Annotated in this window: 24 protein-coding genes; 11 read left to right on the forward strand and 13 right to left on the reverse strand. The window is 66.6% G+C overall.

Annotated elements, in window-relative coordinates; translation table 11 throughout:
* The first annotated feature begins 9 nt into the window (after positions 1–9).
* The 3 genes from DV704_RS01835 to DV704_RS01845 are packed head-to-tail and all read left to right on the forward strand — an operon-like array spanning position 10 to position 2,449.
* Positions 10–1,410, forward strand: coding sequence for a V-type ATP synthase subunit B (locus tag DV704_RS01835; RefSeq protein WP_114797838.1), 1,401 nt, complete (start codon positions 10–12; stop codon positions 1,408–1,410).
* A gap of 10 nt (positions 1,411–1,420) precedes the next feature.
* Complete coding sequence (locus tag DV704_RS01840; RefSeq protein ID WP_114798011.1) at positions 1,421–2,086, forward strand: V-type ATP synthase subunit D; 666 nt, start codon at positions 1,421–1,423, stop codon at positions 2,084–2,086.
* 42 nt (positions 2,087–2,128) lie between these two features.
* Positions 2,129–2,449: a hypothetical protein gene (locus DV704_RS01845; protein WP_114798012.1), complete on the forward strand. Its 321-nt coding sequence runs from the start codon at positions 2,129–2,131 to the stop codon at positions 2,447–2,449.
* Here the strand turns inward: DV704_RS01845 and DV704_RS01850 are convergent.
* The 5 genes from DV704_RS01850 to DV704_RS01870 are packed head-to-tail and all read right to left on the reverse strand — an operon-like array spanning position 2,413 to position 7,124.
* On the reverse strand, positions 2,413–3,180 hold the full coding sequence (locus tag DV704_RS01850; RefSeq protein WP_114797839.1) for a nitrilase-related carbon-nitrogen hydrolase: 768 nt from the start codon (positions 3,178–3,180) through the stop codon (positions 2,413–2,415). The genes DV704_RS01845 and DV704_RS01850 overlap by 37 nt on opposite strands.
* Complete coding sequence (locus tag DV704_RS01855; protein ID WP_114797840.1) at positions 3,177–3,494, reverse strand: hypothetical protein; 318 nt, start codon at positions 3,492–3,494, stop codon at positions 3,177–3,179. Before DV704_RS01855 ends, DV704_RS01850 begins: the two co-directional genes overlap by 4 nt.
* Before the next feature lies 1 nt (position 3,495).
* Positions 3,496–3,804 (reverse strand): hypothetical protein, encoded by a 309-nt coding sequence (locus DV704_RS01860; RefSeq protein ID WP_114797841.1) that lies wholly within the window; start codon positions 3,802–3,804, stop codon positions 3,496–3,498.
* Positions 3,805–3,825: 21 nt separating this feature from the next.
* Positions 3,826–5,103, reverse strand: a complete 1,278-nt coding sequence (gene thrC, locus DV704_RS01865; RefSeq protein WP_114797842.1) for a threonine synthase — start codon at positions 5,101–5,103, stop codon at positions 3,826–3,828.
* 11 nt (positions 5,104–5,114) lie between these two features.
* Positions 5,115–7,124, reverse strand: a complete 2,010-nt coding sequence (locus tag DV704_RS01870; protein ID WP_114797843.1) for a thioredoxin domain-containing protein — start codon at positions 7,122–7,124, stop codon at positions 5,115–5,117.
* A gap of 39 nt (positions 7,125–7,163) precedes the next feature.
* On the opposite strand from DV704_RS01870, the gene DV704_RS01875 reads away from it, so the two are divergent.
* Positions 7,164–7,592, forward strand: coding sequence for an RDD family protein (locus DV704_RS01875; RefSeq protein WP_233498201.1), 429 nt, complete (start codon positions 7,164–7,166; stop codon positions 7,590–7,592).
* Here DV704_RS01875 and DV704_RS01880 read toward each other — a convergent pair.
* Complete coding sequence (locus tag DV704_RS01880) at positions 7,589–7,990, reverse strand: YbaN family protein (RefSeq protein WP_114797844.1); 402 nt, start codon at positions 7,988–7,990, stop codon at positions 7,589–7,591. The two genes, DV704_RS01875 and DV704_RS01880, sit on opposite strands and share 4 nt — an antisense overlap.
* A 41-nt stretch (positions 7,991–8,031) precedes the next feature.
* A complete protein-coding gene (locus DV704_RS01885; protein ID WP_114797845.1) occupies positions 8,032–8,490 on the reverse strand; it encodes an EVE domain-containing protein in 459 nt (152 codons plus the stop codon).
* Positions 8,491–8,559: 69 nt separating this feature from the next.
* Between DV704_RS01885 and icd the strand changes: the two genes are divergently transcribed.
* On the forward strand, positions 8,560–9,834 hold the full coding sequence (icd, locus tag DV704_RS01890) for an NADP-dependent isocitrate dehydrogenase (RefSeq protein WP_114797846.1): 1,275 nt from the start codon (positions 8,560–8,562) through the stop codon (positions 9,832–9,834).
* On the opposite strand, the gene DV704_RS01895 is transcribed toward icd, so the two are convergent.
* On the reverse strand, positions 9,817–10,293 hold the full coding sequence (locus DV704_RS01895) for a hypothetical protein (protein WP_114797847.1): 477 nt from the start codon (positions 10,291–10,293) through the stop codon (positions 9,817–9,819). The two genes, icd and DV704_RS01895, sit on opposite strands and share 18 nt — an antisense overlap.
* 36 nt (positions 10,294–10,329) lie before the next feature.
* On the opposite strand from DV704_RS01895, the gene DV704_RS01900 reads away from it, so the two are divergent.
* Both DV704_RS01900 and DV704_RS01905 read left to right on the forward strand, forming a co-directional pair.
* Complete coding sequence (locus DV704_RS01900; RefSeq protein WP_114797848.1) at positions 10,330–11,616, forward strand: sensor histidine kinase; 1,287 nt, start codon at positions 10,330–10,332, stop codon at positions 11,614–11,616.
* Positions 11,613–12,248 carry a response regulator transcription factor gene (locus DV704_RS01905; protein WP_114797849.1) on the forward strand — a complete coding sequence of 212 codons (636 nt, stop codon included), beginning with the start codon at positions 11,613–11,615 and terminating at the stop codon, positions 12,246–12,248. Before DV704_RS01900 ends, DV704_RS01905 begins: the two co-directional genes overlap by 4 nt.
* Position 12,249: 1 nt before the next feature.
* Here DV704_RS01905 and DV704_RS01910 read toward each other — a convergent pair whose 3' ends face one another.
* Genes DV704_RS01910 through DV704_RS01920 form a run of 3 tightly spaced genes read right to left on the reverse strand, consistent with a single transcriptional unit; the run spans position 12,250 to position 13,815 of the window.
* Entirely contained in the window at positions 12,250–12,783 is a 534-nt protein-coding gene (locus DV704_RS01910) for a CPBP family intramembrane glutamic endopeptidase (protein ID WP_233498202.1), read from the reverse strand.
* A 21-nt stretch (positions 12,784–12,804) separates the two neighbouring features.
* A complete protein-coding gene (locus tag DV704_RS01915; protein WP_114797851.1) occupies positions 12,805–13,089 on the reverse strand; it encodes an Lrp/AsnC ligand binding domain-containing protein in 285 nt (94 codons plus the stop codon).
* A 15-nt stretch (positions 13,090–13,104) separates the two neighbouring features.
* Positions 13,105–13,815: a metallophosphoesterase gene (locus DV704_RS01920; RefSeq protein ID WP_114797852.1), complete on the reverse strand. Its 711-nt coding sequence runs from the start codon at positions 13,813–13,815 to the stop codon at positions 13,105–13,107.
* A 104-nt stretch (positions 13,816–13,919) separates the two neighbouring features.
* Here DV704_RS01920 and DV704_RS01925 point away from each other — a divergent pair, with 104 nt between their 5' ends.
* Positions 13,920–15,272 carry an FAD-binding oxidoreductase gene (locus tag DV704_RS01925; RefSeq protein WP_369910854.1) on the forward strand — a complete coding sequence of 451 codons (1,353 nt, stop codon included), beginning with the start codon at positions 13,920–13,922 and terminating at the stop codon, positions 15,270–15,272.
* 17 nt (positions 15,273–15,289) lie between these two features.
* Positions 15,290–15,814 (forward strand): hypothetical protein, encoded by a 525-nt coding sequence (locus DV704_RS01930; protein WP_199489917.1) that lies wholly within the window; start codon positions 15,290–15,292, stop codon positions 15,812–15,814.
* Here the strand turns inward: DV704_RS01930 and DV704_RS01935 are convergent.
* Together DV704_RS01935 and mgtE are read right to left on the reverse strand one after the other, a co-directional pair.
* Positions 15,786–16,202, reverse strand: a complete 417-nt coding sequence (locus DV704_RS01935; RefSeq protein ID WP_233498203.1) for a hypothetical protein — start codon at positions 16,200–16,202, stop codon at positions 15,786–15,788. The genes DV704_RS01930 and DV704_RS01935 overlap by 29 nt on opposite strands.
* Positions 16,203–16,210: 8 nt before the next feature.
* Positions 16,211–17,575: a magnesium transporter gene (mgtE, locus tag DV704_RS01940; protein ID WP_114797855.1), complete on the reverse strand. Its 1,365-nt coding sequence runs from the start codon at positions 17,573–17,575 to the stop codon at positions 16,211–16,213.
* Between the two features lie 227 nt (positions 17,576–17,802).
* Here mgtE and DV704_RS01945 point away from each other — a divergent pair, with 227 nt between their 5' ends.
* Together DV704_RS01945 and hspR are read left to right on the forward strand one after the other, a co-directional pair.
* The gene (locus DV704_RS01945; protein WP_114797856.1) at positions 17,803–19,533 is read left to right on the forward strand and encodes an NAD-dependent malic enzyme; all 1,731 of its coding nucleotides are present in this window, start codon (positions 17,803–17,805) and stop codon (positions 19,531–19,533) included.
* Between the two features lie 70 nt (positions 19,534–19,603).
* Positions 19,604–20,308 (forward strand): heat shock protein transcriptional repressor HspR, fused homodimer type, encoded by a 705-nt coding sequence (hspR, locus tag DV704_RS01950; RefSeq protein WP_114797857.1) that lies wholly within the window; start codon positions 19,604–19,606, stop codon positions 20,306–20,308.
* Positions 20,309–20,320 lie beyond the last annotated feature (12 nt).

Consider the following 20,320-nt stretch of genomic DNA (forward strand, 5'->3'; position numbering starts at 1 on the left):
GAGGTTGGGATGCTCAAGAAGGAGTACAACGCCGTAACCTACATCTCGGGGCCTCTCCTGTTCCTCGAGGGGGCCTCTGACCTGGCCTACGGCGCCATCGTGAACATCGACGACGGCACCGGTCGGATCCGCGGGGGCCAGGTGATCGAGGTTTCTGACCAGTACACCGTGCTGCAGGTCTTCGAGGAGACCAGCGGCCTCAACCTCGAGCACACCACCGTTTCGCTGGTGGAGGATGTGGCCCGGCTTGGGGTCTCCAAGGAGATGGTGGGCCGCATCTTCAACGGGGCCGGCCGCCCCATCGACGGCCTGCCTCCGGTGGTGGCCGACAAGCGCCTGCCCATCAACGGCGCGCCCATCAACCCCGTGGCCCGGGAGAAACCCGAGGAGTTCATCCAGACCGGCATCAGCGCCATTGACGTGAACATGACCCTGGTGCGCGGCCAGAAGCTGCCCATCTTCTCGGGCTCGGGGCTGCCCCACAACGAGCTAGCGGCCCAGATTGCCCGCCAGGCCAAGGTGCTGGGCAAGGCCGAGGGGTTCGCGGTGGTCTTTGCCGCCATGGGCATCACCCAGCGCGAGGTCTCCTACTTCATGCAGGAGTTCGAGCGCACCGGGGCCCTCTCCCGCTCGGTGCTCTTCCTGAACAAGGCCGACGACCCCACCGTGGAGCGCCTCCTCACCCCCCGCATGGCCCTCACCGCGGCCGAGTACCTGGCCTTTGAGCACGACTACCACGTGCTGGTCATCCTGACCGACATGACCAACTACTGCGAGGCCCTGCGCGAGATCGGTGGGGCCCGCGAGGAGATCCCAGGCCGCCGGGGCTACCCTGGCTACATGTACACCGACCTGGCCTCGCTCTACGAGCGCGCGGGCGTGGTGCACGGCAAGAAGGGCTCGGTGACCCAGATTCCCATCCTCTCCATGCCGGGCGACGACATCACCCACCCCATCCCCGACCTCACCGGCTACATTACCGAGGGCCAGATCTTTATCTCCCGTGAGCTGGCTCAGCAGGGCATCTTCCCCCCCATCAACGTGCAGCCCTCGCTTTCCCGGCTCATGAACAACGGCATCGGCAAGGGCAAGACCCGGGCCGACCACAAGGAGCTGGCCGACCAGCTCTTCAGCGCCTACGCCCGCGGGGTGAGCCTGCGCCGCTTGGTGGCGATTACCGGCGAGGACGCCCTCACCGAGATGGACAAGAAATACCTGCGCTTTGCCGACAACTTCGAGAAGAAGTTCATCCACCAAGGGCAGCAGGAGCGCTCCATTGAGGAGAGCCTGAACCTGGGCTGGGCGCTGCTCGCGGACTTCCCCGCCTCCGAGCTCAAGCGCATCCGCCGGGAGTACATCGAGCAGTACCACCAGAAGACGGGCCGGCTGGAGGAGCTGGTGGGGGCCTAGGGGGGTGCCCGTGGCTGAGCCCGTTTCGCCGACCCGCTCCACCCTCTTGGCCAAGCGCGACCAGCGGCGCCTGGCCTTGCAGGGGGTGGAGCTTTTGAAGAACAAGCGCGACGCCTTGATTGCAGAGTTCTTCGCGCTGGTGCAGGACTCCCTGAAGGCGCGCGAGGCTTTGGAACAGGCGGCCAAAGAGGCCTACTTCAGCCTGCTCATCGCCAAGGCCTTCGACACCCCGGAGGCGGTGGAGTCGCTTTCGGGGAGCCCCCTCGAGGTCCAGATACAGGTGGAGAGCCTGTACGGGGTCAAGGTGCCCCGCATCCAACCGCCCGAGCGCAACGGGGCGCTGGCCTTCAGCCCCATTGGGGTGGGGGCCAAGACCTTGGAGGCTGCCGCAGCCTTTCGCGCGCTGGCCGAGGCCATCATCGCGGTGGCCAACACCGAGAACCGGCTGCGCAAAATTGGCGAGGAGATCAAGAAGACCAACCGCCGGGTGAACGCTTTAGAGCAGATCTCGATTCCCGAGATCAACGAGCAGATCAAGTTCATCACCGACACCCTCGACCAGCGGGCCTTGGAGGAGGTCACCACCCTCAAGCGCATCAAGGCCGCCATCCTGCGCCGCGAGGCCGAGGAGACCGGGGAGGTCTCGGCCCACATCGAGAAGGGTGCGGGGCTCTGAAGCCTCCTTATGGCCTGGCTCGACGTGTTGGTGGGGGCGGGCATGGCCCTGGCCGGCCTGGGCCTGGCCCGGCGCCTGGGCTGGGGGGCGGTGGGGGTCTGGCTCAACCTGGCCTGGTTCGTCTACCAAAACGAGTGGGGCCAGGGCTGGCTTGCTTACCTGCGGGGGGTGGGGCTTTTCTTTGTGCTGGCCGCAGGATACCGCCAGTACGGCCTGGCCTGGGCCCTCCTGCCCTGGCCGCTTCTTCTCCTGGGGCGCTTCAACTTCTCCCTCCTAGGCCCTTATTTTCCAGCCTGGGGCGAGGGCCTGATGCTGGGGGCCTTGCTCTACCTGTTGGTGGGGCTTTTCAGAAGGCCTGCGTAAAGCTCCGGGCGGCGCTGGGGGAAGACCGGAAACTCCTGCCGCAGCCGGGTGGGGTAGCCGGGCTCGAGCTCCACCACCCCCACCTCCTCGGCCTCGAGCCGAAGCATCTCCTGGCCCAGGGGGTCTACCGCCAGGCTGGGCGCGCCGAAAGGGGCCTCGGCGTGGTTGACGGCCACCAGATAGGCCTGGTTCTCAGCAGCCCGGGCCTTGCAGAAGAGCTCCCAGGCGTAGGCCCGGGCCCTGGGCCAGGCCGAGGGGACCAGGAAGAGGTCCACCCCCTCCACCGCGTAGGCCCGGAAGACCTCGGGGAAGCGCAGGTCGAAGCAGATGGCCAGCCCGGCCTGGAAGCCTTCCAACCCCAGCCGCACCAGGCTTTGCCCGGGGGTCATGGTGGCCGGCTCGTTGAAGGCCGGGATGAGGTGGGTCTTGGTGTAGGTGGCCTGGAGGCCATCCGGCCCTATGAGGTGGGCCCGGTTGGCGTAGCGCTCCCCGGCGACCTCCAGCACCCCTGCCAGCACCCGCAGGCCGCTTTGGCCGCAGAACCTTTCCAGCTCGGCCAGGACCCAGGGGGTGCGCGGGGCCAGCTCGTAGCGGTAGCCGCTGGGGAAGAGTTCCGGCAGCACGGCCAGGTGGGCCTTTTGCCGGCGGGCTTCTTCTAAGAGCTCCAGGGCCTTCTCCAAGGTGGCCTCTGGGCTCTCGCGGGTGGTGAGGTGCAGCAGGGCGACTCTCATGGCCTGATGCGGTAGGAGAGATAGGGCAGGCCCAGCCCCAGAAGGCTTCCGAGCAGGGCTGCGGTGGGCTCGCCTCCTATGCCCAGGGCCTGGGCCACGAACTGCAGCAATACCAAGGCCGCCAGCACGAAGGCGTATAGGGGGATGACCAGGGGCTTGGGCTGGTACTGCACCATCCCGGCCCCCACCATGGCGGTTACGCTCAGGGTGGCCCCGAAGTGGCTGGGCTGGAAGAAGAAAAACCACACGAAGCCGGCAATGCCCGCGTATATCAGGGTGCGGGCCAGGCGGTCGGGGGCCAGGCGGCCTTGCATCCTACCCCTTCACAAAGCGCCAGACCAGGAGGCTGGCCAGTATGAGCCCCAGCCCCCCCCAGGCCACCTGTGGCTCCTGCCCGGCGAAGCCCATCAGGGCGGCGAAGACCCCGGCGCAGAGGAAGCCGATGGCGTATTTCGGGTTGACGGTGAGCCCCAGCATCAGGGCCACCAGGAAGCCCGAGAGGGCGGGGGAGAGCCCGGCCCCCACCGCCACCACCACCAGCAGCAGCCCCAGCGTGATGGCGAGGCCCAGGAAGTAGGCCCCGGGAAAGGGTTCCTTGTTTGGTTTTCCCTTGCTTTTTTCCATGCGGCACCCCTTCAATAATACCTAGAGCAAGCGGGCCTTGAGGGCCTCCAGCCGGGGGGGTAGCGGTTCTACCTGGACGGGCCGGTCCTTGAGGGCCTCGAGGCGGGCCTCCTGGGGGGGCTCTATGCCCAAGGCCTTTCGTACCGCGTCGGGAAACTTGGCCGGGTGGGCGGTGGAGAGGGCCACAATGGGGGTGGGGTCGCCGGTGTACATGCGGTAGCGGTGGACGGCCTCGAGGCCCACCGCGGTGTGAGGGCAGGCCAGGTAGCCGTATTGTTCGTAGGTGCGCTGCATGCGCTCCAGCGTGGCTGGGTCGCTCACCGTGGTGCCCCAGACCCATTCCCGCAGCCGCTCTGGGCCTAAAAGGTGGTAAAGCCGCTCGAAGTTGCTGGGGGCCCCCACGTCCATGGCGTTCGACAGGGTGGGAACGGTGGGAGGGAAGCGGAAGGGCTCGGCCCGGCCTGCAAGGAAGTCGGGGAAATAGGGGTTGGCGTTGTGGGCGGCGAGGAAGCGGGGGACCCTCAGCCCCATGAGGGCCGCCAGCACCCCACCCGTGAGGTTGCCCAAATTGCCGCTCGGCACGCAGAAGTTGGCCGCTTCCAGGTGGCCTTGGGCCGCGGCCCACAGATAGTAGAGGGCCTGGGGGAGAAGCCGGCCGATGTTGATGGAGTTGGCGCTGCTCAGCGGCAGGTGCTTCAGCTCGGGGTCGGTGAAGGCGCTCTTGACCAGCCGCTGGCAGTCGTCAAAGGTGCCCTCCACGGCAAAGGTGCGCACCCCGGGCCGCTTTACGATGAGCTGGCGCTCCTGCACCTCGCTCACCAGGCCCTTGGGGTAAAGGAGCACCACCTCGATGTTTTCCTGCCCGGCGAAACCGTCGGCCACTGCGCTGCCGGTGTCGCCCGAGGTGGCCACCAGGATGATGCGGCGCTCGCCGCGTTTTCGCAGGAAGTGCTGCATCAGGCGGGCCATGGTGCGGGCCCCGAAGTCCTTGAAGGAAAGGGTGGGGCCGTGGAAGAGCTCGAGCACGTAGAGGCCCTCTTCGAGCCTCACCAGGGGGGCGGGAAAGTCCAGGGCCTCCCGCACCAGGGGCTCGAGTTCGGCCAGGGGGGGGTCCTGGAGCCACCCCTTCAGGACCTCCACCCCCAGCTCGGCCAAAGAGGCGGCCCGGCGCCAGGGGCCCGAAAGGCGCGGGATGGCCTCGGGCAGGTAGAGGCCCCCGTCGGGGGCCAGGCCCCCCAGCAGGGCCTCTTCGAAGCTGAGGGGGGTTTTTTGCGGGTCGCGGGTGCTGAAGTAGCGCATAGGGCCGAGCCCTATGATACCGGTTGGCTTTTCGGGTAGAGGGCCTGCAGCTCCTCCCTCAGGCTGGCCTCGTCCTCGGTGGGCAGGCGGCAGGCCCCCCGGCGGCAGAGGTAGGCCAGCCCGGGCTGGCGGCCCCGAAGGACGGGCAGGGCCCCGGGCGGCCCAAAGGCCAGGGTGGTCAGGGGCAGGAACCAGCGCCGGGCCCCGGCCAGGTGCGAGGGCAGCACGACGGCCAGCTCCGAACCCTGGCTGCCCACCAGGTGGGCCTGGAGCAGAGCGGCATGGCCCAGGGGGTAGCGCAGGAGGTTCTGGGCGCAAAGCTCTATGGCCCGCATAGCCTCCTCGGCCCAGCCCGGCTCCTCGTAGAGGGCCGAGAGGCGGAGCAAAAGCTCGGCCGCGGCCGCGGTGCCCGAGGGGTAGGGCCCGTCGTGGAGGTCTTTGGCCCGCACCGGCAGGGTGTCGTCCAGCGAGTCGTAGAACCCGCCCCCCGTTTCCCGGAAGTGGCCCAGGATGGCCTCGGCCAGCCGGCGGGCGGCCTCGAGCCACTCGACCTCCCCGGTGGCTTCGAAAAGCGCCAGAAGACCCAGCCCATAGTGGGCCTGGTCGCTCAGGTAGGCCTGGGGCCTGAGCCTGCCCTGGCGCCAGCTATGGCGCAGCAGCCCGTCCTGCCACATCTCGCGCAGCACGAACCGGGCGTTTTGGCGGGCAGCCTCGAGGTAGCGGGGCTCCTCGAGCCAGCGCCCCGCCTCGGCCAGCGCGCGCAGCATGAGCCCGTTCCAGTCGGCCAGCACCTTGTCATCGGTGAGGGGGGGCACGCGCCGCCGGCGGGCCTCGAACAGCCTTCGGCGTACCTCCTCGACCCAGGCCTCATAGGCCGCTTCCCCTAGCCCCAGCTCCTGTCGCAGCACGGCCTCGGGGTAGCGGCGCTCGAGCACGTTCGTCCCTTCCCAGTTGCCTGCTTCAGAGACCCCGAAGAGCCGGGCCGCCGCCTCGGCCTCGGCCCCCAGCACCTCGCGGAACTCCGAAAGCGACCAGACGTAGAACCGTCCTTCGACCCCTTCCGAGTCAGCGTCCTGCGCGGCATAGAAGCCGCCCCCGGGCCCCTGCAGTTCGCGCAGCGCATACTCCAGGGTCTCGCAGGCAATCCGCCGGTAAAACCGGCCCTCCTCCCCTCCGAAAAACAGGCTGGCCGCAGCGTAAAGCCGGGCTAGCTGGGCGTTGTCGTAGAGCATTTTTTCAAAGTGGGGCACCCGCCAGATGGCATCCACCGCGTAGCGGTGGAACCCACCCCCCACCTGGTCGTAAAGCCCGCCCTGGGCCATTCTGTCTAAGGTGAGTTTCAGGTGGCTCCTGGCAGGGGAGTGGCCCAGCCAGGCCAGGCTGAGCAGGTAGAGCAGAAGAGGGGCCTGGGGGAACTTGGGGGCCCCGCCGAACCCTCCGTGCACCGGGTCGGCGGCCTGGAGCAGCCGGGCCAGAGCCTCCCCGTGTAGGCCCTCCGGCAGGGGCCCCGCCTTGGGCCTGAGCTGGCCCTGCAGGAAAGCCGTAAGCTGCTCGGCGTTCTCCAGCACCTCCTTCTGCTGGTGCAGCCAGGCTTGGTGGATGCCCATGAGCACCCGGCGGAAGCTCGGCAGACCATGCCGGTCCTCGGGCGGCCAGTAGGTGCCGCCGAAGAACGGGCGCAGGTCAGGAAGCAAAAACATGCTCATCGGCCAGCCGCCCGAGCCGGTCATGGCCTGCAGGGCGGTCATGTAGACCTGGTCCACGTCGGGCCGCTCCTCTCGGTCCACCTTGATGGGCACGAAGTGGGCGTTGAGCATCTGGGCGATCTCCGGGTCCTCAAAGCTCTCCCGCTCCATTACGTGGCACCAGTGGCAGGTGGCATAGCCTACCGAGAGGAAGATGGGCTTGTGCTCGGCCCTGGCCTTGGCAAAGGCCTCCTCCCCCCAGGGGTACCAGTCCACCGGGTTGTGGGCGTGCTGCAGCAGGTAGGGGCTGGTCTCGTGAATTAGGCGGTTCGGCACACTGCCAGCCTAGCCCCAAGGCGCTAGATTAAAAGTGGCGTGTATCCTTCCCTGAGCTATTTTGGTCGCCGGCTGATGGCGGGGGTGGTGGACCTGGTGGTGATGGCCGGGCTGCAGTTTGGCCTGGTCCGCTCGATCAACGCCCTTTTTCCTCCCAGCTACCCCGGCCATCACTTCTCCATAGAAGGACTCATTCTGTTCGGTATTTTTTCGCCCCTGGCCTGGTTCACCTACGCGGTTTTGCCCCTGGTGCGCACCGGGGCCACCATAGGCAAAGAGATGCTGGGCCTGCGGGTGGTCAACTACCGCCGGCAGAACCCTACCTTTGCCCAGGCCTTTTTGCGGGAGAGCCTGGGCCGCTGGCTCAACGCCATGGTGCTGAACCTGGGGCTTTTGCTTATGTTCTGGGACCGCGACCGGCAGGCCCTGCACGATATGGTGGCGGATACCTTTGTGGTGCCGCGCTAGGCGTTGCCCTTGTGCTGGGCCAGCACCAGCTCCTTGGTGGGAATCCGGCTGTGGATGAACCAAAAGCCCACGGCCCCCACCACCAGCACCACCACCTTGACCCAGAACACCGGCACGAGGAAGATGGCGCTGGTAAGGGCGAAGAAGCTCAGCATGCAAAGGGCCAGCACCTTGGCTTTTCGCGGCATTCCAAGGCCTGCGCGGTAGTCGCGCACCATGGGCCCTACCTTGGGCAGGTTCAGGACCCAGTTGAGGAAGCGGGGGCTGCTTTTGGAAAAGAAGTAGGCGGCCAGTATGAAGAAGACCGTGGAGGGCATGCCCGGTACCGCGGCGCCCAGGAAACCGAGGCCAGCGAAGGAGAAGCCGAGTAGCAGCCAAATTGGTCGGAGAGGCTCCATACTTTTCGGTAGTATGCCAGAAAGCGGGCGGATAAATGTACCTAGCCCCCCTGGACCATCCGCCGGATTTGCTCAGCCACCCGGGCTTCCACCGGTATCACCGAAAGGCGGTTGCCCCGGCGCAGGATGGGAAGCTCCTCGGGGGTGAACTGCTCTCGCAGCCGTGCCAGGGGGATGAGGGGCTCGAACTTTTCCAGGAAGGCCACCCGCACCGTCCACCAGCGCGGGCTTTCCGGTGGACTCTTGGGGTCGAAGTAGGGCGAGGCGGGGTCGAACTGGCTGGGGTCGGGCAGGCCGGTCTCCACCACCCGGCAGAGCCCCGCGATCCCGGGGGGATGGGCGTTTGAGTGGTAGAAGAAGGCCAGGTCGCCCACCTGCATGGCCCGCAGGTAATTGCGGGCCTGGTAGTTGCGCACCCCGTCCCAAAGGGCGGTGCCCTCCTTTTCAAGGTCATGGATGCTGTAGGTGTGGGGTTCTGACTTGATGAGCCAGTGGCGCATACCCCAAGCATAGCTCCTCGTGCGGGGCGTTTCCTTCCTCTTGTGGCCTTTTGTTATGCTTTGGAAGCTATGGCCTACAGGAAGATTGAGGTAGCAAGGGGCGAGAGGATCACCATCCAAAACGGCAAACTCCAGGTGCCTGACCAGCCCGTCATCGGCTTCATCGAGGGCGATGGAACCGGACCGGATATCTGGCGAGCAGCCCAGCCGGTGCTCGATGCGGCGGTAGCCAAGGCCTACGGGGGTCGACGGCGAATTGCCTGGACGGAAATTTATGCAGGCGAGAAGGCCAACCAGGTCTACGGGGAGCCCATCTGGCTGCCAGAGGAGACCCTCGAGTTCATTCAGGAGTACCTGGTGGCCATCAAGGGGCCCCTGACCACCCCGGTGGGGGGCGGGATTCGCTCCATCAATGTGGCCTTGCGGCAGGAGCTCGACCTTTACGCCTGCGTGCGGCCGGTGCAGTGGTTCGAGGGGGTGCCAAGCCCGGTGCGCCATCCGGAGCTGGTCAACATGGTCATCTTCCGCGAGAACACCGAGGACATCTACGCGGGCATCGAGTTTCCCAAGGACAGCCCGGAGGTAAAGCGCTTTTTGGAGTGGTTTAGGGCCGAGTTCCCCAAGGAATTCGAAAAGATACGCTTCCCCGGGACCTCGGGTATTGGGGTGAAACCGGTCTCGCAGGAGGGCACCGAGCGGCTTGTAGAGGCGGCCTTGCAGTATGCGGTGGACAACGACCTGCCCTCGGTTACCCTGGTGCACAAGGGCAACATCATGAAGTTCACCGAAGGGGCCTTCCGCGACTGGGGCTATGGGGTGGCCAGGCGCAAGTTCGGGGCGGTGGACCTGGACGGGGGGCCGTGGCAGACCTTCACCAACCCTAAGACCGGGAGGCAGATCGTGGTAAAAGACATGATTGCCGACAACTTCCTGCAGCAGATTCTGCTCCGCCCGGCCGAGTACAGCGTGATTGCCACCCTGAACCTGAACGGGGACTACATCTCCGATGCCCTGGCCGCGCAGGTGGGGGGGATTGGCATCGCCCCTGGGGCCAACATCAACTATGCCACCGGGCATGCGGTCTTCGAGGCCACCCACGGCACGGCCCCCAAGTACGCCGGCAAGGACCAGGTTAACCCGAGTTCGGTAATTCTCTCCGGCGAGATGATGCTGCGCTACTTGGGCTGGACCGAGGCCGCCGACCTTATCATCCAGGCCATGACCAAGACCATCGCCCAGGGCCGGGTGACCTATGACTTCCACCGGCTGATGCAGGCCGAGGGGCGGCCGGCGACCCTTCTGAAGTGCAGCGAGTTTGGCCGGGCCCTAATCGAGAACATGTAGGCTGCCCTCCTTGCGCAAGGCCTCGAGGTGGCGCCACAGGGTCTGGCCCAGCTCCTCGATGGCCTTGCGGCTGCCCGTCACCAAAAGCGGGTTGCTGTGGCCGTCGTAGAGGTAGAGCACCCGGATGGGGAAGAGGAAGTAGGCCAGAAGGGCCAGACCCCCAACCAGCAGCGCGCCATACTCCAAAAGCCCTGGGCTGAGCCGCAGCAGCGCCGGCAGGTCGAGCCAGCCCAGCGAGCGCAGAAGGAGGCTGGTAAAGCCCACAAAGAGTCCAACCAGGCCCAGGGCCAGAAGCCATTCGCGCATCAGGAAGCTCTGCTCGAGCCGGGTAAGCCGCGGCAGGTAGAGCCGGATGGTGACGGCCCTGTTTTGGAAGGAAAGCCAGCCAGCTTCGATGGCAGCAGCTTTGAACCGAGCGTTGGCAGCGGTGTAGCGGTGGGCTAGGGTAACCTTGGACATGCTTCCTCCTCATCAAGCTGGGCTACAATTTACGCAATGCGCGCGGGGTTGTTCCGCCTCTGGGCCGACCGCCCGGTAGCCCGCACCGTGGCGGTGCTGACCGCGCTTAACCTGCTCACGGTTCTCATCTTCACCCTGCTGGTGCCCCCACGCCCCATCACCCTGCCCCCGGAGCTGCCCTGGCAGGACCCGGTTCAGGTGGCCTGGCGGGTGGGGGCGGCGCTGGGGCTGATGGGCCTGGTGCTTTGGGCCCTGCGCCCGGGGCGGCGCACGCTGGGCGAGGGGCTGCTTTTGGGAGGGGTGGGGCTTTTGGTGGTGGTCTGGCTTAGCCAGAACTACCTGCCCTTCCTGGCTCTGGGCCTCATCCCGGTGGTGGCCCGGTACTGGCTGCCCTTGTGGGCGGTGATGGGGTTGGTGCTGGGGTTGGTGGGGTTTTCGGTCTGGTGGGCCCGGCACGAGCCCTTGCAGATTACCTTCGAGATTCTCTCGAGCGAAGGGCCCCAGGGCAATGCGGCTTGGAGCGCGGTGCAGACCCCGGCGGAGTACCCCAACCTGGCCCTGGCTTTTTTCGTCTTCATCACCCTTCTGTATGCGGGGTACGCCCTCTTCACCCTGGAGATGCTCATTCGGGAGACCCGGGCCCGGGAGGAGCTGGAGCGCACCCGACGGGAGCTGGAGGAGGCCTCGCGCCAGGCGGGGGTTCTAGAGGAGCGCCAGCGGCTGGCCCGCGAGATTCACGATACCCTGGCCCAGGGGTTCGCCAGCATCGTGTTGCAGCTCGAGGCCGCCGAGATGGCCACCGAGCGGGAGGCCCCCGTGCGCCCCTACCTCGAGCAGGCCCAGGCTGCGGCCCGCGAGGGGCTTTCCGAGGCCCGCCGCATGGTCCATGCCCTGCGCCCGGAGATCCTGGAGAACAGCACCTTGCTCGAGGCCCTTCACCGCCTGGTGCGGCGCTTTGAGCAGGAGAGCGGTATTAGGGCCCAGTTCAACTTCTCCGGGGAGCCCAAGGCCCTTCCCTCCGCGCTGGAGGTGAGTCTGCTGCGCATCGCCCAGGAGGCGCTGGCGAATGTTCGCAAACACGCCCAGGCCCGCCAGGTCACCATGACGCTGTCGTACCTGGGGGACATGGTTCTGCTGGACGTGCAGGACGATGGGGTGGGCCTGCTGCCCGCCTCGGCGGGGGGGTTTGGCCTACGCTTCATGCGGGAACGGGTGGAGGCGCTGGGGGGTCAGATGACGGTGGAGAGCGAGCCGGGCCACGGCACCACCCTGGCCTTCTGCCTTCCGCTCTTTCCCCGGACCGAGCAGGCGGAGCTGGTATGAACCGGATTCGCATCCTCTTGGCTGATGACCATCCGGTGGTGCGGGCTGGGCTTTTGGGGCTCCTCTCCTCCCAGCCCGATTTTGAGGTGGTGGGGGAGGCGGCCGATGGACAGGAGGTGCTGGAGGCGGTGGAGCGGCTTGCGCCCCGGGTGGTGCTGATGGACTTGCGGATGCCCCGGCTCGACGGGGTGAGCGCCATCCGGCAGATCCGGGCCCGCTTTCCCCAGGTGGAGGTGCTGGTGCTCACCACCTACGACACCGACCGCGACATTCTGCGGGCCATCGAGGCCGGGGCTACCGGCTACCTCCTCAAGGACGTTCCCCGCGAGGAGCTTTTCCGGGCGGTGCGGCTTTGCGCTCGAGGGGAGTCGGTGCTCTCGCCCCCGGTGGCCGCGCGCCTGCTGGGTCGGATGCGGGGGCCTGTGGAGGAGAACCTTTCGGTGCGGGAGATCGAGGTGCTCTCCTTGGTGGCCAAGGGGCTTTCCAACAAGGAGATTGCCCGAAAGCTCAAGATCAGCGAGGCCACGGTCAAGACCCATCTGCTCCACACCTTCAGCAAGCTGGGGGTCGACGACCGCACCGCCGCGGTGACGGTGGCGCTCGAGCGGGGCATTTTGCGGCTGGAAGGCTGATTCAGCGGGGACGGTCCAGGAGCTGGTAGAAGCCTCGGGCGTTGTGCAGGTAGTGGGCCAGGATGCCCGGGATCAGGCTGCCGGTGAGGTGGTAGGCCGCCCCGAACAGAAGCCCCCCGCAGAAAATGAAGAGGGGATAGACCCAGGCCTTGCGGTCGGGCACCGGGTGGAAGGCGGCGAAGACCGCGGCTTGCAAAACCACCCCCATCCAGCCGCCGAAGAGCACGTTTTGAACAGCGCCTCGGAAGAAGACCTCCTCGGCCACCCCCGAGGCCAGGGCCAGCACCAGCGCCTGGTGGTGGGTGATGCCCTGGCTGCGCATCAGCAGGCCGAGCTGGGCGTGCAGGGCCTCGGAGGCGCGGAAACTCTTGGGGAAAAGCCGAGCAAAGGCGGCCTCCAGGCCCATCAGGGCGTAAAAAAGCAGCAAGAAGGCCAGGCTGTCGCGTAAAGGATCGGGGCTTCGCAGGAAAGGGTAGCCGGCCAGCCCCATCCAGAGCGCGCCAAAGCCCAGCAGCCCGCCCTGGACGAGGAGCATGAGGCGGAACATACAGGGGCCTCAAAGTCCTCCGTTGCCGATATTAAAGCCCTGCTCGAGCAGCCTGCGCGAGTAGGCCCGGAAGGCCAGCAGGGTCTGGGTGCGCTCGATGCCCTTAAGCTTGCGCAGCCCCAGGGTCACGATATCGTCGAGCTGTTCGAAGTCTTTGAAGCGCAGAATGGCCACCAGGTCCCACTCGCCGGTGACCGAGTAGACCTCCGCCACCCCGGGGATTTCGGCCACTGCCTCGGCGGTCTCGGCGGTGGACTCGCGGCTGGTCTGGATAAGCACGAACGCGGTGATCATGCCTGGATGATACCCCTAGCCCTGGGGGTTGTGGGCGGTCTCCAAAACGAGCTTGGGCCTGAAGCGCAGCGCATCGGCAGCGACGAAGTGCAGGGGAATGCCGTCCCAGCTCGGAGGAAGCCGGGTGGGGTCGGCCCCATGCAGGTGTCCGTAGACCACGCAGGTGGGCCGGTAGCGTTCGATGAGCTCGGTGAAGCCGGTGGGGCCGCCGGTGGGGCCAAAGGGGGGGTAGTGCATGGCCAGCACCAGGTGGTCGTAGTGCTGGTTTTTGAGGCTTTTGAGCGAAAGTTGCAGCCTTTCTACCTCGCGCTTGTAGATTTTTTCGTCCTCCGGGGTGAAGTGGTAGCTGCCCGGGGTATCCCAGCCGCGGCTGCCGGCCACAGCCAGGTTCCCGATGACCAGAGCGTCGTTCTGCAGGGCATGCATCCGGGGGGGGAGGGCCTGGCGCAAACGGCTGATGGAGGGCCACCAGTAGTCGTGGTTGCCGCGCAGCAGGACCTTGCGCCCAGGAAGCCGGGCCAGGTCCTCCAGGTCGGCCATGGCCTCAGGCAGCTTCATGGCCCAGGAGATGTCCCCTGCCACAATCACCAGGTCGTCCTCGCCCACCACCCTGCGCCACTCCTCGAAGACCGCCTCGGGGTGGCCGGCCCACTCCGGTCCAAAGATGTTCATGGGCTTGGGCTGGGCCTTAGAGAGGTGGATGTCGGCGATGGCGAAGACGCGCATAAGGGCTCTGCCTTAGTTGTTATGCTGAGGGCGTGACGTTTAACTTCCGAAAGCCCCTCAAACCTGTCCTGCGCAAAGCATACACCGAGCCTGCCCATAGTGCCCTGGAGCTTCAGCGCCGCCTGGGAAAAGACCGGGTGCTTTTAGGGCTGGCTGAGCGGCGCAACTACGCCTACGACGGCATCGTCGTAGGGGCCATCCCGGCCTTGGTGGTGCTGCCCAGGAGCACCGCTGAGGTGGTGGAGGTGGTGCGTTTTGCCCGGCAGGTGGGGCTTCCCCTGGTGGCCCGGGGGGCCGCCAGCGGGCTTTCCGGGGGTGCGGTGCCCCTGGGGGCCTCCATCGTGGTTGCCTTCACCCGCATGACCGGTTTTCGGATCGACCCCCAAGCCCGCCGGGCGGTGGTTCAGCCTGGGGTGGTCACAGCCCGGCTGGCCGAGGCGGCCAGGCCCTACGGCCTCACCTATCCTCCCGACCCGGCCTCCTTCCGCACCAGCACCCTGGGGGGCAACCTGGCCGAGAACGCCGGCGGGCCCATGTGCTTCAAGTGGGGGGTGACGGGGGACTATGTGGAGGGGCTGGAGTTTGTGGACTTTGAGGGGCGGGTGCACCGGGTGGAGCGGAAGGCCTACGATCTGGTGGGGCTTCTGGTGGGTTCGGAGGGAACGCTGGGCCTCATCACCGAGGCCCAGCTACGCCTGGTGCCCGCCCCCCGCTACGCCCGCGCCCTGATGGCCGCCTTCGACGAGGTGGGCCGGGCAGCGGAGGCGGTCTCGGCGGCCATCGCGGCAGGGGCGGTTCCGGCCAAGCTCGAGTTCATGGACCAGGGCTGCATCCAGGCGGTGGAGGACTATCTGGGGCTGGGGCTGCCCCGCGAAGCAGCGGCGATTTTGCTGGTGGAGACCGACGGCGACGACCCTTTGGTGGTAGAGGAGGAGCTCGAGTGGGTGGCCGAGGCCTGCCGGCAGCATGGGGGGCGGGTGAGGGTAGCCCGGGATGAGGCCGAGCGCGAGGCGCTTTGGCGGGCCCGGCGGGCCATCTCCCCGGCCATCGGGGCCATCAAGCCCAAGCGGCTCAACGAGGACATTGCCGTGCCGCGCTCGAGCCTTCCCGCGGTGGTGCGGGCCATCGAGGCCCTGGCCCGGGAGTACGGCCTGAGGGTGGTGCAGTTCGGCCACATAGGTGATGGCAACCTGCACCCCAACGTGCTCTTTGACCCTAGGGTGGACTCGGAAGAGCGGGTCTGGTCGTTGCTGCACGAGATTGCCCGGGTCGCCCTGCGCCACGGGGGGGTGCTCTCGGGGGAGCACGGGATTGGCCTTTTGAAGCGCGACTTCATGCTCGAGGCCCTCGATGCAGAGACCCTGGCGGCCTTCTGGCAGGTCAAGCGCGCCTTCGACCCCGAGGGCCTTTTCAACCCGGGGAAAGTGTTGCCCGAGCCGCACTCGAGGCCAGGCTAGGCGCCGATGCTGGAGGGGTGCGCGGGCATCTTCTTCTGCTGCTTTTGCTCCTTTCGGGAGGGGCCTTGGGGCAGGCACCCGCTTGGAATGAGGAACGGGCCTTTTCAAGCGGGGCATGGGCCGCGGAAAAGCCCTCCTGGGAGCGCCTCCTCTTTGGTCCAGCTCCCGAGGGCTACCGGGGGCTGGCCCTCTCCACCCGGCTTCTGGCCTGGAGCGTGCCCTGGACGCTGACGGGCGCTGTGATGGGCCTTGCCAGCCAGGACCCCTGGACGCGGGGTTTTTGGCTTACCAGCGCGGCCTGGACCTCGGTCAACAGCGGGGTCGCCCTGGCGGGGCTTCTGGCGCCCGAGCCCAGCAAGGCCCAGCTCCGCGAGCTGCTCTACCTGAACGCCGGGCTGGACCTGCTCTACATCGCTGGGGGGCTCTGGCTGGCCTCCCAACCAGACCCCACCCGCCAGGGGGCGGGCTGGGCGGTGGTGGTGCAGGGGGCCTGGCTTCTGCTCTTCGACCTTTTCAACGCCTTAGCCCTGGAGGGGCCGTAGGGCGGCGGGGCAGGCTTTGAACGAAACCTACGGCCTCTTCCTTGCTGGCCAGGCGGGGCCCGCGCCCAGCGAACCAGGCCAAAAGCCCCTCGAGATCCATCTCCCACGGCTGCGCTGGCTCGCCCAGGATTAGCTTGTGGTCGCCGTCCTCGAGCCAGACCATACCCAGCACCTCCCCGGTGAGCACCGTTCCTGCGGGGATGGCCACCTGGCCAGCCCAGACCGCGTCCAGCTCGGCGTTGTCGGCCGGGTTGTGGTACTCCGGCACCAGGCCGTAGTTCACCGGGGGTAGGCCCCACCCGGGTTGCCAGGGGGGGTCGTGCGGCACCAGCTTCTGGCCGTCCCAGTGAAAGCGCTGGGGGCTGCCCAGGCTCCACTCCACAATCATGCGAAGCCTCATAGGTTCAAGAGTAGCCTGGCCACGCTCAGGTACACGATGAGCCCGGTGACATCGGTGATGGTGGCGATGAGGGGGTTGGAGATGAGGGCCGGGTCGAGCCGAAGCCGGCGTAGCAGAAGAGGTAGCATGGCCCCCACCACGTTGGCCAGCAGGACCACCAGGCCCAGCGAAACCCCCACCACCAGCAGGAGGTGGGCCTGCCCGTCCAGCAAAACCTTAAGGGCGAGCAAAAGCGCCAGGGTGAGCCCAAGGAGCATCCCCACCCCCACTTCCTTGCGCAGAATCCGCACCCAGTCGGAAAGCCCCACGTCGCGGGTGGCCAGCGCCCGCACGATCAGCGTGCTGGACTGGTTGCCGGTGTTGCCGCCGGTGCCCACCAGCACCGGCACGTAAAAGGCCAGGGCGGTCGCCGCTTCCAGCACCGACTCAAAGCCTTGCAGGATGCTGCTGGTGATGCTGCCGGTCAGGATGAGGATGATGAGCCAGCGTATCCGCGCGCTCCAAAGGGCCAGGACGCCGGACTGGCTGTAGACCAGCTCGGGCGACTCCACCGCCCCCAGCCGGTAGATGTCCTCGGTGGCTTCCTCCTCGATGACGTCCACCACGTCGTCAATGGTGACGATACCCACCAGCTTTTTTTCCTCGTCCACCACCGGCAGCACGGTGAAGTTGTAGTCGGCCATGATGCGCGCGACTTCCTCCTGGTCGGTGTCGTCCCGCACGTAGATCACATCCGGGTTCATGATCTCCGAAACCTTGGTCTTGGGGTCGGCCACGATCAGGTCGCGCAGGGTGAGCACCCCTTTGAGGTGCTCCTCGCCGTCTACCACGTAGATCACGTAGATTTGCTCAGCGTCGGGGGCCTCGCGGCGCAGGAAGCGGAAGACCTCCTCCACCCGCATGGTGTCCCGCACCGCGATGTACTCCGGGGTCATGATGCCCCCGGCCTGGTCCTCCTCGTACTCGGTGAGCTCCTCCACCTCGGCCCGGGTCTTGGGGTCGAGCTGGCGCAGGAGGGCCTCGGCCGCCTCAGGGCTCTTCTCCTCTTCTACGGCGTTGATGGCGTCGGCCAGGTCGTCCAAGGAGAGTTCTTCCAGAATCTCCTTGACCCTCCAGGGAGGTAGGGCCTCCAGAAGCTCCGCCTGCTCGGCCTCACTCAGGTGGCTGAAGACCTCGGCCGCATCGGCGGGGGAGAGCAGGGTCAGGATGGGCAGCCGATGCTCAGGGGCCAGTTCGGACCAGTGCTCCAGAATCTGGGCGGGGTAGAGCTCCTCCAAGGCGGCTTTGACCTTGAAGGCATCGCTTTCAGCCAGGGCGTTTTTGAGTGCCTCGAGCTCAGCCGGGGTTGCGCTCTCGTACATGGAAGGCCTCCTTCGGTGTTCGGCCCTTGCCGAATCGCGGAAGGAAGCTCCGCACACGGTTGCCGAGAACTAGCCGGTGGGGGGCACCGGGCTGAATCCTCGACCCTCACATCCACGGTGCCTCCTCGCCTTGCCCCAGGGCAAAGAACCGAAAGTAGCCTAGCACCCCCCGGGGGTAAAAACAAGCGATTTTGTCCTCGGGGCTTTTAGGCTTTAGCATGTCGCATATGACCGTCAGCCGCTACTACGACGTCAAACGGGATGAGCGCGGCAAGCGCTACTTGGAGCCTTTTGTGACCGGCCCGCTCCTCTTGGGCCTGCCGCTTTTGAATAAGGGGACCGCCTTCACCCACGAGGAACGGCGGATGCTTGGGTTGGAGGGGCTGCTGCCCCCCCATGTGACCACCATGGAGGAGCAGAAGGAGCGCAACTACCGGCGTTACCGCCTTATCGAGAACGATCTGGAGAAGCACATCTTTCTGCGCAACCTGCAGGACCGCAACGAGGTGCTTTTCTACGCTCTTTTGGTCGAGCACATGGCCGAGATGCTGCCCATTCTCTACACCCCCACGGTGGGCGAGGCGGTCAAGCAGTTCTCCTACATCTATCGCTTTCCCCGGGGCTTTACCGCCTCCACCGACAACATTCACGCCATCGAGGAGGCCCTGCAGAACGTGCCTTTGAACGACGTGCGCTTGGCGGTGGCCACCGATTCCTCGGCCATTCTGGGCATCGGCGACCAGGGCTTTGGCGGGCTGGCCATCTCCATCGGCAAGCTCACCATCTACACCGCAGCAGGGGGGCTTGGCCCGGACAAGGCCCTGCCCATCGAGCTGGACGTGGGCACCAACCGGGCCGACCTGATCAACGATCCCCTCTACCTGGGGGTGCGCCACCGCCGGCTAACGGGCGAGGAGTACTTTGCCTTTATGGACCGCTTCGTGGAGGCCTTCCGCAAGCGCTACCCCAATGCGGTGATGCAGTGGGAGGACTTCGGCAAGGACACCGCCTTTGCAGTGCTCGAGCGCTACCGCAAGGTGCTGCCCTCCTTCAACGACGACATCCAGGGCACCGGGGCGGTCACGCTGGCCGGGGTAATGGCGGCCTGCCGCCTGAAAGGAGAGCGCCTTGCCGATCAGCGCATCGTGATTTACGGGGCGGGCGCAGGGGGGATAGGGGTGGCCCAGGCGCTCCTCGACGGCCTGCTCCGAGAGGGCCTATCGCGGGAAGAGGCGCAGGAGCGCATCTTCGTGCTGGACTCCAAAGGGCTTTTGCTGCGGGGGCGGAGGATGGAGGCCTACAAGGAGGGTTTTGCCCAGGATCCCGCGCGCATCCAGGGCTGGTCGGTGGCGGGGGAGGTGCCCAGCCTCTACGAGACCGTGGTGGGGGCCAGGGCCACGGTGCTGCTGGGCCTCTCGGGGCAGCCCGGCTCGTTCACAAGGCCCATCGTGGAGGCCATGCAGGCCCACACCGAGCGGCCTATTATTTTTCCTCTGTCCAACCCTACCAGCGCTTCGGAGGCCATACCTGAGGACCTCCTGCGCTGGACGGGGGGCAGGGCCCTGGTGGCCTCGGGGAGCCCTTTCGAGCCGGTGGAGCTCGAGGGGCAAGTCTATACCATCGGCCAGGGCAACAACGCCTTTATCTTCCCCGGCCTGGGCTTTGGGGCGGTGCTGGCCAAGGCCCGCGAGGTTTCGGATGGGATGGTGCTCGAGGCCGCCTACGCCCTCTACGACTACACCGCCAAGCACTACCCCGACCGCATCTATCCCCCCACCCAGGCTTTGCGCGAGGTAAGCCAGTACGTGGCCGCGCGGGTTATCCGCCAGGCCCTCAAGGAAGGCCTGGCCCGGGAGGAGCGCGTTCAGGGGCTGAGCTTTGAGGCCATCCAGGCCTACGTGGCCGAGCGCTTCTGGCACCCCCGCTACCTGCCCTACCGCCTGGGCCAGGGACGCTAACCAGACCTGCGAACTTCGGCATCAGGTTTTCCTATAAAATAGCCATCAAGGGCGTTTAGCCCCAGGGCATATGGACAAGGACCGTCCGGTCTACATCATCTCGGTGGCGGCTGAGCTGGTGGACATGCATCCCCAGACCCTGCGGCTTTACGAGCGCAAGGGCCTCATCAAGCCTAAGCGCTCGGGGGGCAAGACCCGGCTTTACTCCGAGCGGGATGTGGAGAAGCTGCGCGAGATTCGGCGGCTGACCCAGGAGCTGGGGGTCAACCTGGCCGGGGTGGAGGAGATCATGCGCCTCAGGGACCAGCTTTGGGCCCTGGAGAAGCGCTTTCGCGAGGAGGTGGAGCGGCTCAAGGCCGAGCTGGGAGAGCGGCTCGAGGCCCTCAAGACCCCCCCAGCCCTTCCAGCGCCGGGGGAGCGCCCAAGCCAGCCCCTCCACGACAAGGACCGTCCGGTCTACATCATCTCGGTGGCGGCCGAGCTGGTGGGGATGCACCCCCAGACCCTGCGGCTTTACGAGCGGGAGGGCCTGGTAACCCCCCGCCGCACCTCCGGCAAGACCCGGCTTTACTCCGAGCGGGATGTGGAGAAGCTGCGCGAGATTCGGCGGCTGACCCAGGAGCTGGGGGTCAACCTGGCCGGGGTGGAGGAGATCATCCGGTTGCGGGAGGAGCTGGACGCCCAGCAGAACCGAATCGAGGCCGAGATAGCCCGGCTGCGCCTGGCGCTGTTGCGCGAGATGGGCCTGAGGAAGGCCAAACCCCAGGCCGGTTAGGACCGTATACTG

The sequence above is a fragment of the Meiothermus sp. QL-1 genome, from assembly GCF_003351145.1.
GTDB lineage: Bacteria > Deinococcota > Deinococci > Deinococcales > Thermaceae > Meiothermus.

What these genes read in the sequence shown, in the direction of transcription:
- thrC (WP_114797842.1), bottom strand. Translation starts at nt 5,103, where the DNA reads ATGCGCTACTTCAGCACCCGCGACCCGCAAAAAACCCCCCTCAGCTTC.
- DV704_RS01850 (WP_114797839.1), bottom strand. Translation starts at nt 3,180, where the DNA reads ATGAGAGTCGCCCTGCTGCACCTCACCACCCGCGAGAGCCCAGAGGCC.
- DV704_RS01885 (WP_114797845.1), bottom strand. Translation starts at nt 8,490, where the DNA reads ATGCGCCACTGGCTCATCAAGTCAGAACCCCACACCTACAGCATCCAT.
- DV704_RS01915 (WP_114797851.1), bottom strand. Translation starts at nt 13,089, where the DNA reads ATGATCACCGCGTTCGTGCTTATCCAGACCAGCCGCGAGTCCACCGCC.
- icd (WP_114797846.1), top strand. Translation starts at nt 8,560, where the DNA reads ATGGCCTACAGGAAGATTGAGGTAGCAAGGGGCGAGAGGATCACCATC.
- DV704_RS01895 (WP_114797847.1), bottom strand. Translation starts at nt 10,293, where the DNA reads ATGTCCAAGGTTACCCTAGCCCACCGCTACACCGCTGCCAACGCTCGG.
- hspR (WP_114797857.1), top strand. Translation starts at nt 19,604, where the DNA reads ATGGACAAGGACCGTCCGGTCTACATCATCTCGGTGGCGGCTGAGCTG.
- DV704_RS01845 (WP_114798012.1), top strand. Translation starts at nt 2,129, where the DNA reads ATGGCCCTGGCCGGCCTGGGCCTGGCCCGGCGCCTGGGCTGGGGGGCG.
- mgtE (WP_114797855.1), bottom strand. Translation starts at nt 17,575, where the DNA reads ATGTACGAGAGCGCAACCCCGGCTGAGCTCGAGGCACTCAAAAACGCC.
- DV704_RS01860 (WP_114797841.1), bottom strand. Translation starts at nt 3,804, where the DNA reads ATGGAAAAAAGCAAGGGAAAACCAAACAAGGAACCCTTTCCCGGGGCC.
- DV704_RS01945 (WP_114797856.1), top strand. Translation starts at nt 17,803, where the DNA reads ATGACCGTCAGCCGCTACTACGACGTCAAACGGGATGAGCGCGGCAAG.
- DV704_RS01935 (WP_233498203.1), bottom strand. Translation starts at nt 16,202, where the DNA reads ATGATTGTGGAGTGGAGCCTGGGCAGCCCCCAGCGCTTTCACTGGGAC.
- DV704_RS01910 (WP_233498202.1), bottom strand. Translation starts at nt 12,783, where the DNA reads ATGCTCCTCGTCCAGGGCGGGCTGCTGGGCTTTGGCGCGCTCTGGATG.
- DV704_RS01920 (WP_114797852.1), bottom strand. Translation starts at nt 13,815, where the DNA reads ATGCGCGTCTTCGCCATCGCCGACATCCACCTCTCTAAGGCCCAGCCC.
- DV704_RS01855 (WP_114797840.1), bottom strand. Translation starts at nt 3,494, where the DNA reads ATGCAAGGCCGCCTGGCCCCCGACCGCCTGGCCCGCACCCTGATATAC.
- DV704_RS01880 (WP_114797844.1), bottom strand. Translation starts at nt 7,990, where the DNA reads ATGGAGCCTCTCCGACCAATTTGGCTGCTACTCGGCTTCTCCTTCGCT.
- DV704_RS01835 (WP_114797838.1), top strand. Translation starts at nt 10, where the DNA reads ATGCTCAAGAAGGAGTACAACGCCGTAACCTACATCTCGGGGCCTCTC.
- DV704_RS01900 (WP_114797848.1), top strand. Translation starts at nt 10,330, where the DNA reads ATGCGCGCGGGGTTGTTCCGCCTCTGGGCCGACCGCCCGGTAGCCCGC.
- DV704_RS01905 (WP_114797849.1), top strand. Translation starts at nt 11,613, where the DNA reads ATGAACCGGATTCGCATCCTCTTGGCTGATGACCATCCGGTGGTGCGG.